This is a genomic window from Paraburkholderia tropica (genome assembly GCF_014171495.1).
In the GTDB taxonomy this organism is placed as follows: domain Bacteria; phylum Pseudomonadota; class Gammaproteobacteria; order Burkholderiales; family Burkholderiaceae; genus Paraburkholderia; species Paraburkholderia tropica.
The window spans coordinates 864,000-878,883 of sequence record NZ_CP049135.1 but is presented as its reverse complement, the minus strand read 5'-3'; the positions used below and the strand labels follow the sequence as shown (position 1 = coordinate 878,883).

The 14,884-nt window shown below is 67.1% G+C and carries 10 protein-coding genes; 3 read left to right on the top strand and 7 right to left on the bottom strand.

The window, feature by feature from the left end:
* Nucleotides 1–16: 16 nt before the first annotated feature.
* Entirely contained in the window at nt 17–2,620 is a 2,604-nt protein-coding gene (locus G5S35_RS18740; protein WP_074986676.1) for an adenosylcobalamin-dependent ribonucleoside-diphosphate reductase, read from the bottom strand.
* 274 nt (nt 2,621–2,894) lie between these two features.
* Here G5S35_RS18740 and G5S35_RS18735 point away from each other — a divergent pair, with 274 nt between their 5' ends.
* Nucleotides 2,895–3,398: a thioesterase family protein gene (locus tag G5S35_RS18735; protein ID WP_065059470.1), complete on the top strand. Its 504-nt coding sequence runs from the start codon at nt 2,895–2,897 to the stop codon at nt 3,396–3,398.
* A gap of 233 nt (nt 3,399–3,631) precedes the next feature.
* On the opposite strand, the gene G5S35_RS18730 is transcribed toward G5S35_RS18735, so the two are convergent.
* Complete coding sequence (locus G5S35_RS18730; protein WP_065059471.1) at nt 3,632–3,940, bottom strand: DUF3331 domain-containing protein; 309 nt, start codon at nt 3,938–3,940, stop codon at nt 3,632–3,634.
* Nucleotides 3,941–4,422: 482 nt separating this feature from the next.
* Between G5S35_RS18730 and G5S35_RS18725 the strand changes: the two genes are divergently transcribed.
* Nucleotides 4,423–5,490, top strand: coding sequence for an AI-2E family transporter (locus tag G5S35_RS18725; RefSeq protein WP_065059472.1), 1,068 nt, complete (start codon nt 4,423–4,425; stop codon nt 5,488–5,490).
* An 82-nt stretch (nt 5,491–5,572) separates the two neighbouring features.
* Here G5S35_RS18725 and G5S35_RS18720 read toward each other — a convergent pair whose 3' ends face one another.
* Both G5S35_RS18720 and G5S35_RS18715 read right to left on the bottom strand, forming a co-directional pair.
* A complete protein-coding gene (locus tag G5S35_RS18720; RefSeq protein ID WP_065059614.1) occupies nt 5,573–6,400 on the bottom strand; it encodes an alpha/beta hydrolase in 828 nt (275 codons plus the stop codon).
* Between the two features lie 371 nt (nt 6,401–6,771).
* The gene (locus G5S35_RS18715) at nt 6,772–7,872 is read right to left on the bottom strand and encodes an OpgC domain-containing protein (RefSeq protein WP_065059615.1); all 1,101 of its coding nucleotides are present in this window, start codon (nt 7,870–7,872) and stop codon (nt 6,772–6,774) included.
* A gap of 855 nt (nt 7,873–8,727) precedes the next feature.
* Between G5S35_RS18715 and G5S35_RS18710 the strand changes: the two genes are divergently transcribed.
* Entirely contained in the window at nt 8,728–9,591 is an 864-nt protein-coding gene (locus tag G5S35_RS18710; protein ID WP_065059473.1) for a peptidoglycan DD-metalloendopeptidase family protein, read from the top strand.
* A gap of 106 nt (nt 9,592–9,697) precedes the next feature.
* Here G5S35_RS18710 and prpF read toward each other — a convergent pair whose 3' ends face one another.
* The 3 genes from prpF to prpC all read right to left on the bottom strand — a co-directional run bounded on the left by prpF (nt 9,698) and on the right by prpC (nt 14,862).
* On the bottom strand, nt 9,698–10,888 hold the full coding sequence (gene prpF / locus G5S35_RS18705) for a 2-methylaconitate cis-trans isomerase PrpF (protein WP_065059474.1): 1,191 nt from the start codon (nt 10,886–10,888) through the stop codon (nt 9,698–9,700).
* Nucleotides 10,889–10,952: 64 nt separating this feature from the next.
* Entirely contained in the window at nt 10,953–13,544 is a 2,592-nt protein-coding gene (acnD, locus tag G5S35_RS18700; protein WP_065059475.1) for a Fe/S-dependent 2-methylisocitrate dehydratase AcnD, read from the bottom strand.
* Between the two features lie 151 nt (nt 13,545–13,695).
* A complete protein-coding gene (gene prpC / locus G5S35_RS18695) occupies nt 13,696–14,862 on the bottom strand; it encodes a bifunctional 2-methylcitrate synthase/citrate synthase (protein ID WP_183039396.1) in 1,167 nt (388 codons plus the stop codon).
* Nucleotides 14,863–14,884 lie beyond the last annotated feature (22 nt).

Here is a 14,884-nt window from a genome sequence, read left to right as displayed (position 1 = left end):
TCTTCGCTCGCGCGTGTTATCCGCACGTCCCGATTTCCCCGCACGCCGTGCAAAAATCGCAACCGTCGCGGCGAATCACGGCATTCGCGCCGCACGATCCGCATTTGCGCCCGAGCATCGCGTGCGGCGCGGCGAGCGAGGCGTCGGCGGGCAGCGCATTCGGACCGTCGAGCACCTGATCGCCGGCGCGCGCCGCTGCATCGTTTCCCTCCGCGCCGGACGCAGGCGGCGACGCGAGACGCGCTTCGGCGCGCCGCTGCGCGAGCAGACGCGTCGGCACCTGGCGGCCCTCGGCATCGAGAAAACCGCGCCGGTGCAGAATCTGCTGGATTGCATAGGCGATCGCCGCGACTTCCGAGTCGTGCCACAGCGGCGTGCGCTTGCCGTCGAGACGCTGCGTCTCGCCGTAGCGCACCTGGCCGCGATCCCACGACACCTTGCGCAAATCCTGCAGATTGCGCGCGACGAAACCGCCGCGCGCCGCGAGCGACAGCGAACGCATGGTCGCCGTGATCCATTGCTGCGACTCGTCGCGCTGGCCCACCGGAATGAAGAACTCGATGGGCCGCTCGATCGTCACCGGTTCGCCGCCCACCTGGCCCGTCACTTCGAGAAACGATACGGCCACGTAGAGCGAGACCTTGCCCGTCTGCGTGAGGTATTCGATCTTCTCGATCACGGCGGGCAACTCGCCCCTTGGCCGATGGTCGATCGCCACGCGCAGCGGGTCGTGCAACGCATCGCTTTGCGCGTCGTCGGGCGTCTCGGTGGTCGCGGGCGTGACGTGGAGCACCGCGCCGAGCGTTTCGTTCGGCCGATAGGTGGCGAGACCCTTGAGCCCGCGCCGCCACGCATCGAGATAGAGATTTTCGAAGTCCTCGAACGGATAATCGGCGGGCACGTTCACGGTTTTCGAAATCGACGTGTCCACGTAGGGCTGCACGGCCGCCATCATCTGCACGTGGTCCTGCGCGCTCATTTGCAGCGCGCTCACGAAGTAGTCGGGCAGCGCATTCATGTCGCCGGTCTCGCCGACGAGTTCGCGATACACGCGCCACGCGTGGTCTTCGACCGCGAAGGTTTCGCTGCCGCCATCGGCCATGCGGCGCGTGCGCTGATAGGTCCACGAGAACGCGGGCTCGACGCCGTTCGAGACATTGTCGGCGAACGCGAGACTCACGGTGCCCGTCGGCGCGATCGACAGCAGATGGCTGTTGCGGATGCCGTGCGCGCGAATCTCGTCTTGCAGCGTGTCGGGCAGGCGCGAGGCGAAGGTGCCGGGCGCGAGATAGGTGTTCGCGTCGAACAGCGCAAACGCGCCGCGCTCGCGCGCGAGTTCGACCGAGGCGCGATAGGCCGCGTCGCGCATCGTGCGCGCGACGCGCGCGCCGAACGCGCAACCTTCTTCGGTGTTGTAGCGGATGCCGAGCATCACGAGGGTGTCGCCGAGTCCCGTGAAGCCCACGCCGATGCGCCGTTTCGCAGCGGCTTCGGCCTGTTGTTCGGGCAACGGCCAGAGCGTGACGTCGAGCACGTCGTCGAGAAAACGCACCTGCGTGGCGGTGCGCGCGGCGAGCGCGTCCCAGTCGAAGTTGTGGTCGGCGGCGCTCGCGCTCGCATGCTTTGCGCCGCGCAACTGCGCGAACGGCGCCTTCACGAAGCGCGTCAGATCGAGTGGGCCGAGATTGCAGCAGCCGTACGGCGGCAAGGGCTGCTCGCCGCACGGATTGGTCGCGCGGATGGTTTCCTGCGCGCGCAGATTGTTGTCTTCGTTCATGCGCGAGATGAACACCACGCCGGGCTCGGCCATGTCGTAGGTCGAACGCATGATCGTGTCCCAGAGCGCGCGCGCGCGTTTTTCGGCATAGACCCAGAGACCGTCGTCGCGCTGCTTGAGGTCGCCCGCCGCGCGCAACGCGGGCGAGGGCGCGGCGCGGTGCACGAGCTGCCAGACGTCGTCGTTTTCGACGGCGCGCATGAATGCATCGGTCACCGCGACCGAGACGTTGAAGTTGTTCCAGCGTCCCTTCGAATGCTTTGCCTCGATGAATTCGGGCAGGTCCGGATGATCGCAGTCGAGCACCGCCATCTGCGCGCCGCGCCGCGACCCGGCGCTTTCGACGGTGCGGCACGAGGCATCGAACACGTCGATGTAGCTGCACGGTCCGGAAGCGCTCGATCCGGTCGATTTCACCAGCGCGCCGCGCGGACGGATCGCCGAAAAGTTGTAGCCCACGCCGCCGCCGCGCCGCATGGTTTCGGCGGCCTGCAACAGCGCGACGTAGATGCCGGGGCGGCCTTCGTCGTCGGTGTCCTGAATGCTGTCGCCGACCGGCTGCACGAAGCAGTTGATGAGCGTCGATTCGATGGCCGTGCCCGCCGCGCTCATGATGCGCCCCGCGCCCAGCGCGCCGTTGCGCAGATTGTCGAGGAAGCGCGCTTCGATCTCGGCGCGCAACGCGGGCGGCTCGGCCTGGGCGACGCCGCGCGCGACGCGGCGATAGATGTCGTCGGCGCTCTGCTCGTCGCCCTTGGCGTACTTTTCGAGCATCACGTCGAGCGAGAACGGCTGTGGCGCGGGACGGCCCGCGCGGGAGAGAGGCGGAGTGTTTTCTGCCATGACCGGATCCTGTCGGGGCGCCGCGGCGTGCCGGGCGCGTTTGCGGTTACGGGGCGGGGTGCAGCGGCACGCCGGTCCGGACACGCGTGATTCGGCGGTCCGGAAGCGGTGCCGCATCGCGTCACCAGGAAAGGCGCATAAGGTCCACCTTACCGCAGCGGCGGCGCGCGTGCGCAGCGTCAGCGCGACGCGGCCAGGCTGGCGCGCGGGTGCGCACGCCGACCATGCGGTTACACTGGCCGACACCGGAAAACTGCCGCAACAAGGAGCAACGATGACGGAGACGACGGCGCCTGGCGTGGTCTATCGGGACCAGGTGCGCGCGGAATGGGTCGATTACAACGGCCATCTGCGCGACGCCTTTTACATGCTGATTTACAGCTTCGCGACCGATGCGCTGCTCGACGCCATCGGGCTCGACGCGGCGCAGCGCGAGGCGCGCGGGCGCTCGATGTACACGCTGGAGGCGCATCTGAACTACGTGCGGGAGATCAAGGCGGGCACGCCGGTATGCGTGGAGGTCTCGGTGCTGGAGCACGACGCGAAGCGCGTGCGCGTCTATCTGGAGATGTTCGCCGGGGACGAAAGGGAGACGATCGTGTCTGCGAGCGAGCAGGTGTTGCTGCACGTCGATCGCGCGGGTCCGCGGGCGGCGCCCTTCGATGCCGACGTGCTCGCGCGCGTGGCTGCGCTGCGCGGCGAGTCGGTGGGGCGGGTGGCGCGTTACGCCGGCCGGTCCATTTCGCTGGCGCCCGGGGCGGCCGCGGTCTCGTCGTGAGATGCGGCGCCGCAGCACGCGGCGGGGTGAAGCTCGATCGGCCTGAATCGACCGGTGAGCGCGGCCGGTGCGCAGGGAAGCGGTGAGTCCGCATGGCGCGAGTGGCGCCGTGTCGATTCGTCGATCCGTGCACGATTGTTATTCAATCGATGCGCGATTGTTACGATAATGACTGCTAATGCCTTGGTCCGCTTTCGCGCGCCTCCGGTCGGCTTTCGACCGTTTGCGGCGCGTCAGGCCGCTTCGCTGAACGGCACGTTGGCCACGAGGTCGCCGAACACTTCCGCAGCGATCATCACCGACGCATTCAGCGGGGCCGGCCGTTCAGCCGGCTTGAACACGGCGTCACCGCGGCGGATCTTGCGACGCGACACGGCGCAGGTTCCCGAGGTATGCGCCGAGCGGCGTCGCCAGCGCTGCTCGCCATAATGGCAGCGGCCGGGTTCGACCCAGCGGATGACGAGCGCTGAATCCGTCTGCTCGAGGATTTCAATGCGTTCACCGTTGGCACCGTCAAGCGCGAGACACGCTTTCTTTTTCATTGTCGGCTCCGTGAGTGGGATGCCGCGAATGTAGTCCTCTGCGACGCCAAGTGCCATTGTGTCGGCGTTGAAACACCATTCCAAAATCGGCAACAATTGCCCTGCGACACCATGCGTTTGACGAAGGAATGGGGGTTTGCGGGCGATCAAAGTCCGACATCTCGAATTTGTGCAACGCAGTGTTGTGCGTGGCGCGACATCGAAATGCGCGAGAAAGGCGGGGGTGGAACGCCTGGGCGGCGTAGGGATCAGACTGGAAAGCGGCGTTTGACGTACCGTTCGAGGTGCCGCCAAGGGCACTTGACCTGCGCGCCGGCCGCCCTCATTTCGTGTTTTGGTCTGTCGCCCTTATGCTGGCGGCTTGCTGCGGCGCGTTGTTCTACGCGCGCTTTTATGCGTTCTGGTGATTTTTTGCCGCTTGCGGCGCAGGCCTTGCTTGCATGGCTGCCAGAGCCGTCCTGTCGAATTGCCCCCGAGGTTACATGATTCATCGCCCGCCTGCTCCGAACTCCGCAAACGAGCAAAAAATCCAGCGCGTCGCCTCGGCGGCCCTGTTCGCCGCGCTTGTCCTCGTCGCCCTGTGGGTCGTGCGCGAATTCGTGCCGGCCGTCGCGTGGGCGGGCGTCGTCGCCATCGTGCTGTGGCCGGCCTACCAGGCCGTCGAGCGCCACCGTCTGTTCAAGGGCCGCACGACTTCGCTCGCCACCGTGCTGACGCTGGCCGTCGCGCTGCTGGTCGTCCTGCCGATCACGATCACGGCGATCCAGGCCGGCGGCGAGGCGCACGACCTCTACCAGTGGCTGCGCACCGCGCAGGAGAACGGCGTGCCGGTGCCCGACGTCGTCTCGCGTCTGCCGTTCGGCAGCCATCAGGTGAGCGACTGGTGGCAGGCGAACCTGGCGCAGCCGCTGAAGGCGTCGCCCGCGATGAAGAACCTGCACGGCGACGCGATCGTCTCGTTCGGACGTCACTTCGGCGCGCGCGCGCTGCATGCGTCGGTGACCTTCGGCTTCATGCTCGTCACGCTGTTCGTGATCTTCCAGGCCGGACCGCGGCTGTCGGGCACGGTGATGCGCGGCGCGCGCCGCGCGTTCGGCGCGGACGGCGCGCAACTGCTCCAGCGCATGGCCTCCGCGGTGCGCGCGACGGTCACGGGGCTCGTGGTGGTGGGGCTCGGCGAGGGCGTGCTGCTCGGGGCCGGCTATCTGATCGGCGGCGTGCCGCATGCGGCGCTGCTCGGCACCGTGACGGCGGTCGCGGCCATGCTGCCGTTCTGCGCCCCCGTGGTGTTCTGCCTCGCGGCGCTCTGGCTCGTCGTGCAGGGCTCGGTGGTCGCGGCGGTCTCGCTGGCCGTGTGGGGCTTCGTGGTGGTGTTCGTCGCCGAGCATTTCGTGCGGCCCGTGCTGATCGGCAATTCCACGCGCCTGCCGTTTCTGCTCGTGCTGTTCGGCATTCTGGGCGGCGCGACCACGTTCGGCCTGATCGGCATCTTCATCGGCCCGGCGCTGATGACCGTGCTGATGGTGCTGTGGGCGAACTGGGCGGAGTGAGGTTTGGGCGACGCGTGAAGGCGCGGCGGGCGAGCGATGAGCGCGTCACGCGCCGGATCCGTCGATCGCGCCTTGGCCGTCCTCAGTGGACGCAGGCGAGCGCGTACTTGAGCGCGGCGGGCAGCAACTGCCGCCAGACCGGCCAGACGTGTCCGCCGTCGACGATGCGCAGCGCCGCCGGATTGCCTGCCTCGCGCAGCCGCGTGTAGAGCAGCGACGATTCGGCCTGGATCACGAGGTCGTCGTCGCCCGAGGCGATGAAGAAGGGCACGCGCCACGGCCGCCCGAAATAGCCGCTCCACAGCGCCGGATAGTTGAGCGTGCGCCAGATGTGCGGATCGAACTGGTGATCGCCGAACACACCCACGCGCCGCGCCGACGAGGCCGGCGGCGGATCGCCCGAATAGATCGCGGGCGAGAGCAGCAACGCGCCGCAGAACATCTCGGGATGCTCGAGCGTGTAGCGCAGCGCGCCGAACCCGCCCATCGATACGCCGCCGATCGCGCGGCCGCCGCGGTCGTCCTCGACTGCGAAATGCTGTTCGATCTCGGGCATCAGGTCGTTGAAGAACGCCGTCTCCATCTTTTCCTTGCGATCGACGTACCAGTCGGTGCCGCCTTGCGGCATCACGATCACCACGGGCGGAATCTCGTGGCGCGCGATCAGCGCGTCGGCGGCGGTTTGCAGGTCGCCCTGGGTGATCCAGTCCATCGCGTCGCCATTGTTGCCGTGCAGGAGGTAGAGCACCGGATAGCGCGCGGTGTCGGCGCGATAGCCGCTCGGCAGATAGACCACGTACGGCCACTCGCGATTGAGCGCAGCGGCGTGGAAAGTGCGCACCGCGATCGTGCTGGCCGCCGCGAGGGTCGGCGTGGCGGCCAGCGCCGCGAACGCCGCTGACGACGTCATCGCGACGAAACCCGTCGTCGTCGCCATGCGGGCGAGGGCGCGCGTCAGGCGGCGCGTCGCTCGGCAAGCGACGCCTTGCGCGGCACGGAGCGAGGCCGATGGCGTATCGGCGCGCGCGTTGGAGTTCGCAGCGGTGGCCGCATCAAAGCGTGCATTGAACAGCGAGCCGAACGGCGCGGGGCGGAAGGAGCTGCGCATGACGGGAAAGCCGGTCTCGAAGGCACGCCTGCGGCGCGGGGTGATCATGCTAGCAGCGGTGCGCGCGGCCAGGAAGCGGAGGATATTCGCGTGACGGCCGACGGCGCGTGAACGACGCGTGAGCGACGCGCCGACGACGCGCCGACGACGCGCGCGCCCGGCCGCCGCCCGCCTCAGGCCGACGCCTTCGCGCGCGAGGGCAGCAGCCGTTTGAGCGGATCGGCGGCGCGCACGACGATGAACAGCGCGGTGAGCGCCACGGCGTCGGCGGTGAGGCCGAGCGGCACGTCGAGATAGCCGTCGGTGTACCAGTAGAGCACCGAGTCCACGGTCAGCGAGATCACGGCGCCCGCCACGAACGAGAGCATGCCCTTGCGGCCCACGAGGCCCACCCACGGCAGCGAGGTCGCGAGGCGCTTCGCCCAGCCGAGCCGGATCATGTGCGCGACGAGCCACGCGATGCCGAAGAAGTTCAGCGCGCGGAACCAGGCGAGATTGCGCTTGAAATCGCCGTCGAGCGGCGTGTTGCCGAGGTGCAGGCGATAGATGGCCGCCGCCCCGACCACGGCGAGCGCGAGCATCGTGACGACGGTGCCGAGCTTCGGCCGCGCGGTCACGCTCTGGAACACCGGCTGCGCCTGGGCGATCACGCCGGCCATGAACATCAGTTGCCAGCCGAGCGGATTGAAGTCCCAGTGCACGTCGGCGACATGCGGCAGATATGGCGTGAAATGCGGCGCGACGCCCCACAGCGCGAGGCTGATCGCCGCGAGCAGCCAGGGGCGCGTGCGCGCGAGCGGCAACGCGAGCGGCGCGGCCAGCGCGAAGCACGCATACATCGGTAACACGCCCGCGAGATAAGGCTGACGGCGCAGCAGCACGATGTCGCGCAGCGCGGTGCCGGGCGCGAGCATGAGGTCGTCGAGATCGGTGGTCGCGAGATTGGGGGCGTCGACGTTCAGTGCGGTCAGGATGGCGGTGACGAGCAGCATCAGCAAGGCCGTGACCACGAAAGCGCGATAGATCTCAAAGGCGCGCTTGACGAAGCGCTGGCGCGCGGCGGCCTCGGTGCGGCGCGCGCAGAGCGCGGCCCAGGCCGTGGCCGTGGCGTAGCCGCCGAGGAAGACGAACACTTCGGCGGCGTCGCAGAGCGCGTAGGCGTGCAACGTCACGCGCGAAATGATGCTGCCGCCGATATGGTCGACGACGATGATGAGCAGGACGAGTCCGCGAAAAAAGTCGAGTTCGACGAGACGATTGGATGACTGTGACATGGATCCGGCGCCAGACGCGAGCGGCGCGGGGTCCGGAGCCGCCGGACGGCGCGCACGGCCGGACTGGCGCATGCAAAAAATAGGTGCTGCGAAAAAAAACGGCGAGGCGCGGCGAGACCGGCGGCAAGCGTTGATGAGCGACGGCAGGCACCCGCAAGCGGTGGCCTCGTTGGCGCGCCGGGCGGAGAACAGCCTGGTCAGCCTGGCGGGGCCAGTTCGCCTCGTTGACGGCGGCCGCCAGGGCCGTCGCGGCGCAAACCGGGAGGGCGCGGCAACGCGCGAGTCCCAGGAAAAGACCGGATGGACGCCTCAGGGTTCCCGTGACAGGCGCGCTGACGCTCGTTGAAGGCAATACTACCTTAATTTTCAAAGGGCTTTCAGCGTGCAAGCCGGTTCAAGTTCTCGAATTTCCTGCCGATATGCAAAAGAGATTACACCGTGAACTGGCGCTATTTGTGCGCCCCCGTTGTGAGTCCAGAAGGCGGAGAAGGCCGTCTGACGGGCGTTGGCTGGGGAATGCCCGGTTTTTTGCGTCGCCGCGCGAGCGGCTTCGACGACGCTGGGTCGGGCGAGTTGTATCAGAGGTATCAGAGTGTTGTCGCAGCCCTGATATATGTGAAGCGCACTTTACAATGCCGGGTGTTTCGGGAAGGACGCTATTGAGCCGTAGTGCGACTTTTGTACGACGGTTGGAGCGTTTTGCTTGAAGAAGCACGTAATTTGAATGCAGATGGAAGCGGGCTGGACGCGAGCGTCCGGGGTTGGCCAGGAGAGGCGGGAGCGCGCGACGACGCTGCAAACCGCACGATGCCACCCGGACGACGCAAGCCGCCGCGCAGCACAAGGAGCTAAAACATGTTCGAAGATCGTCAGGGTCAGTGGACCTACGGTCTGTCTCGCTTGCGTGCCGGTCTCGCCGGTGTGGGCCTGGCCGTTTTGCTGGGCGCCTGCGCAAACGTTGACCAGCAGCAAACCCCGCCGACGTCGCAGCCGCAACCTGACCCGTCGGCTTCGGCCACGCCCGCGTCTGGCGCGGCAGCCAGCGCCGCCCAGGCGGCTCAAGCCGCCGCCAGCGCGCCGGTCACGCGCGTCGTCACGAAGACCACCTACGTGCGCGTGCGCCGCGGCGACACGCTGCAGCGCATTGCGTCGAGCCACAACGTCTCGGTCCGGGACCTGTCGGCGTGGAACCGTTTGAAGTCGAATAGCCGCCTGCGTGCGGGCCAGTCGCTGAAGATCGTCTCGAAGCAGACGATCACGGTGCAGGCCGCCGCGCCGGGCAACGCCGCACCCGCGAACACCGTGCAAAGCCGCGCCGTGGCTGCCGAGGTGGCGCGCCACGCGAGCAGCGTGACGCTCGTGTGGCCCGCGCAGGGCCGTGTGGTCGAGCCGTTCGCGGCGGGCACGACGCGCGGCATCGAGATCGCAGGCAAGGCGGGCGATCCGGTGATCGCCGCCGCCGACGGCAAGGTCATGTATGCGGGCACCGGTCTGAACGAGTACGGCAGCCTCATCATCGTCCAGCACAACAAGGACTTTCTGACGGCGTATTCGCACAATCGCCGCCTGCTGGTGAAGACGGGCGACATGGTGCATCAGGGGCAGCAGATCGCCGAAATGGGCAACGAGAACAACGACCGCGTGGCGGTGCTGTTCGAGGTGCGCCGCGACGGCAAGCCGGTCGATCCGATGCCGTATCTGCCGACGCCGCAGAGCTGAAATCGCGCGTCGCGCCGAAAAACACAAACCGCCCTGATGCGTTGCTGCATCAGGGCGGTTTTTTTATTGCCGCGAACGGTGATCGTGCGCTTCCGGCAAACGCGACTTAGAACGCGTCGCCCGGCACCCGCACCCAGCCTTCCATCAGCACGCGCGCGCTGCGGCTCATGATGGCCTTGGTGACGGTCCATTCGCCTTCGTGCTGGCTGGCTTCGGCGCCCACGCGCAGCGTGCCCGACGGATGGCCGAAGCGCACCGCGTTGCGCTCGCCGCCGCCCGCCGCGAGATTCACGAGCGTGCCCGGAATGGCCGCCGCCGTGCCGATGGCCACGGCAGCCGTGCCCATCATGGCGTGATGCAGCTTGCCCATCGACATCGCGCGCACCAGCAGATCGACGTCGGCAGTTTCGACGCGCTTGCCGCTCGACGCCGTGTACGCCGCCGGCTTCGCGACGAAGGCGATCTTCGGCGTGTGCTGACGCGTGGCGATTTCGTCGAGCTGCTTGATGAGGCCCATGCGCAGCGCGCCGTACGCGCGGATGGTCTCGAACTTCTTGAGCGCCTCGGCGTCGCTGTTGATTGCGTCCTGCAATTCCGTGCCCGTGTAGCCGATGGCTTCGGCGTTCACGAAAATGGTGGGAATGCCGGCGTTGATCATGGTGGCCTTGAGCGTGCCGACGCCGGGCACTTCGAGGTCGTCCACGAGATGGCCGGTGGGGAACATCGCGCCGCCCGCGCCTTCTTCCTCGGCGGCGGGGTCGAGGAATTCGAGCTGCACTTCGGCGGCGGGGAAGGTCACGCCATCGAGTTCGAAATCGCCGGTTTCCTGCACCTGGCCATTCGTGACGGGCACGTGCGCGACGATGGTTTTGCCGATGTTGGCTTGCCAGATGCGGACGACGGCGACGCCGTTGTCGGGCACGCGCGAGGGATCGACGAGACCGCTGCTGATCGCGAACGGACCGACTGCCGCCGAGAGGTTGCCGCAGTTGCCGCTCCAGTCGACGAAGGCCTTGTCGATGGCGACCTGGCCGAACAGATAGTCGACGTCGTGGCCGGCGCGCTCGCTTTTCGCGACGATCACGGTCTTGCTCGTGCTGGAGGTGGCGCCGCCCATGCCGTCGATCTGCTTGCCGTAGGGGTCGGGGCTGCCGATTACGCGCATCAGCAGCCGGTCGCGCGCGACGCCGGGTTGTTGTGCGGCCGCGGGCAGATCCTGCAGGCGGAAGAACACGCCCTTGCTGGTGCCGCCGCGCAGGTAGGTGGCGGGAATCTTGATCTGGGGTTGATGGCTCATAAAAATCCCGTGTCGAATTGTGCCCCCCTCTCCCCTGGGAGAGGGGCCGGGGGAGAGGGGCGTGTCAGGCTTGCGTCGATTCCAGGAAGTCTTGCGCAAAGCGTTGCAGTACACCGCCCGCTTCGTAAATCGAGACTTCCTCCGCCGTGTCCAGGCGGCACGTCACCGGCACCTCCACGCGCTCGCCGTTCTTGCGGTTGATCACCAGCGTCAGCTCGGCGCGCGGCGTGCGCTCGCCGCGCACGTCGAACGTCTCCGTGCCGTCGATACCGAGCGTCGTGCGGTTCGTGCCCGCCTTGAACTCCAGCGGCAGCACGCCCATGCCGATCAGGTTGGTGCGGTGAATGCGCTCGAAGCCTTCCGCCACGATCACCTCCACGCCCGCAAGGCGCACGCCCTTGGCCGCCCAGTCGCGCGACGATCCCTGGCCGTAATCCGCACCCGCGATGATGATGAGCGGCTGCTTGCGGTCCATGTAGGTTTCGATTGCTTCCCACATGCGCACGACCTGGCCTTCCGGCTCGATGCGCGCCAGCGAACCTTTCTTCACCGCGCCGTCGACCACGGCCATTTCGTTGACGAGCGTGGGATTCGCGAACGTCGCGCGCTGCGCCGTCAGGTGATCGCCACGGTGCGTCGCGTACGAGTTGAAATCCTCTTCGGGCAAGCCCATTTTCGCGAGGTATTCGCCCGCCGCGCTATTCGGCAGAATCGCGTTCGACGGCGACAGGTGGTCGGTCGTGATGTTGTCGCCGAGCACCGCGAGCGGACGCAGGCCGCGCAGCGTGCGTTCGCCCGCGAGCGCGCCTTCCCAGTACGGCGGACGGCGGATGTAGGTGCTTTGCGCGCGCCAGTCGTAAAGCGGGTCGGTGGTTTCGCCGCTCGTCGCCGTGACCGCGAACATCGGTTCGTAGACCTTGCGGAACTGCTCGGGCTTCACACTCTGCGCCACGATGGCGTCGATTTCCTCGTCGCTCGGCCAGAGGTCCTTCAGATACACCGGCTGACCTTGCGGGTCGGTGCCGAGTACGTCTTTCTCGATGTCGAAGCGGATCGTGCCCGCGATCGCATACGCCACCACGAGCGGCGGCGAAGCGAGAAACGCCTGCTTCGCGTACGGATGAATGCGGCCGTCGAAATTGCGGTTGCCCGACAGCACGGCGGTCGCGTACAGATCGCGGTCGACGATCTCCTGCTGGATCTTCGGATCGAGCGCGCCCGACATGCCGTTGCACGTGGTACACGCGAACGCGACGATGCCAAAGCCCAGCTTCTCCAGATCCGGCAGCAGCTTCGCTTCTTCCAGATACAGCTCCACGGCCTTCGATCCCGGCGCGAGCGAGCTCTTGACCCACGGCTTGCGCGTGAGGCCGCGCGCGTTCGCATTGCGCGCGAGCAGCGCCGCCGCGATCACGTTGCGCGGATTGCTGGTGTTCGTGCAGCTCGTAATGGCCGCGATGATCACCGCGCCGTCGGGCATCTGGCCCGGCGTTTCTTCCCATTGTCCGGCGATGCCGCGTGCCGCGAGGTCGGACGTGGGCAGGCGCTTGTGCGGATTCGACGGCCCCGCCATGTTGCGCACCACGCTCGACAGATCGAACGTGAGCGTGCGCTCGTACCGCGCGTGCGCGAGCGAATCGGCCCACAGGCCCGCCGTTTTCGCGTAAGTCTCGACCAGCTTCACCTGTTCTTCATCGCGGCCCGTGAGGCGCAGATACGCAAGCGTCTGGTCGTCGATGAAGAACATCGCGGCCGTGGCGCCGTACTCGGGCGCCATGTTCGAGATGGTCGCGCGGTCGCCGAGCGTGAGGCTCGACGCGCCCGCGCCGCGGAATTCCAGATACGCGCCCACGACCTTTTCCTTGCGCAGGAATTCGGTCAGTGCGAGCACGATGTCGGTGGCCGTGATGCCGGGCTGGCGCTTGCCCGTGAGCTCCACGCCGACGATGTCGGGCAGGCGCATCCACGAGGCGCGGCCGAGCATGACATTCTCGGCTTCGAGGCCGCCGACGCCGATGGCGATCACGCCGAGCGCGTCCACGTGCGGCGTGTGGCTGTCGGTGCCCACGCAGGTGTCCGGATAGGCCACGCCGTCGTGGGTGCCGATCACCGGCGACATCTTCTCCAGATTGATCTGGTGCATGATGCCGTTGCCGGGCGGGATCACGTCGACGTTCTTGAAGGCCTTCTTCGTCCAGTTGATGAAGTCGAAGCGGTCTTCGTTGCGGCGGTCTTCGATCGCGCGGTTCTTCTTGAACGCGTCCGGGTCGAAGCCGCCGCACTCCACGGCGAGCGAGTGATCGACGATCAGCTGCACCGGCACGACCGGATTCACCTTGGCGGGGTCGCCGCCTTGATCGGCGATGGCGTCGCGCAGGCCGGCGAGGTCGACGAGCGCGGTCTGGCCGAGAATGTCGTGGCAGACGACGCGCGCCGGATACCACGGGAAATCGAGGTCGCGCTTGCGTTCGACGAGCTGCGCGAGCGAGGCGTTGAGGGTGGCCGGGTCGCAGCGGCGCACGAGATTTTCGGCGAGCACGCGCGAGGTGTACGGCAGCGTGTCCCAGGCGCCGGGCTGGATGGCCTCGACGGCTTCGCGCGCGTCGAAGTAATCGAGCCGGGTGCCGGGCAGGGCTTTGCGATGGGCGGTATTCACGGCTTGGGGACCAATGGTTTGAGTAGGGTTGCAGCGGATTGCCGCGGCGCGCGGCGCAGGCGACGACTTCACGCCATCACTCTACGCATGCGCGCCGCCGTCGTGCAGTCGTCCGTATGGTCTATGCCGTCCGGACGACTGGCGGAGCGGATCAGCGCTTGCCGATCGGCACGAACTTCAGGTTTTCCGGGCCGGTGTAGTTGGCGCTCGGACGGATGATCTTGTTGTCGATGCGTTGCTCGATGATGTGCGCGCTCCAGCCTGCGGTGCGCGCGATCACGAACAGCGGCGTGAACATCGCGGTCGGCACGCCCATCATGTGGTACGAGACGGCGCTGAACCAGTCGAGGTTCGGGAACATCTTCTTGACGTCCCACATCGTCGATTCGAGGCGCTCGGCGATTTCGAACAGCTTGAGATTCGACTGCTCCTTCGAGAGCTTCTTCGCGACTTCCTTGATCACCTTGTTGCGCGGGTCCGAGATCGTATAGACCGGATGGCCGAAGCCGATCACGACCTCCTTCTTCTCGACGCGCGCGCGAATGTCGGCTTCAGCCTGATCGGCGTCGTCGTAGCGCGACTGGATCTCGAACGCCACTTCGTTCGCGCCGCCGTGCTTCGGACCGCGCAGCGCGCCGATCGCGCCCGTGATGGCCGAGTAGATGTCCGCGCCCGTGCCCGCGATCACGCGGCTCGTGAAGGTCGAGGCGTTGAACTCGTGCTCGGCGTACAGATTGAGCGAGACGTGCATCGCATCGACCCACGACTTCGACGGCTCCACGCCGTGCAGCAGATGCAGGAAATGGCCGCCGATCGAGTCGTCGTCGGTTTCCACTTCGATGCGCTTGCCGTTGTGCGAATAGTGATACCAGTACAGCAGCATCGAGCCGAGCGCGGCCATCAGACGGTCGGCGATATCGCGCGCGCCCGGCAGGTTGTGATCGTCCTTTTCGGGCAGCACCGTGCCGAGCACGGAGACGCCCGTGCGCATCACGTCCATCGGATGCGCGGAGGCCGGCACCCATTCGAGCGCCGCCTTCACGTTCGCGGGCAGGCCGCGCAGCGCCTTGAGCTTCGTCTTGTACGCGGTGAGTTCGGCCGTGTTCGGCAGCTTGCCGTGCACCAGCAGATACGCGACTTCCTCGAACTCGCACGCGGTGGCGAGGTCGAGAATGTCGTAGCCGCGATAGTGCAGGTCGTTACCGGTGCGGCCGACCGTGCACAGCGCCGTGTTGCCCGCCGCCACGCCCGAAAGCGCGACCGACTTCTTGGGCTTGAAACCGCCTGCGGCCTGCGTGGTGTTGTCCGTTTCGCTCATGATGTCTTCCTCTTTCTGGATG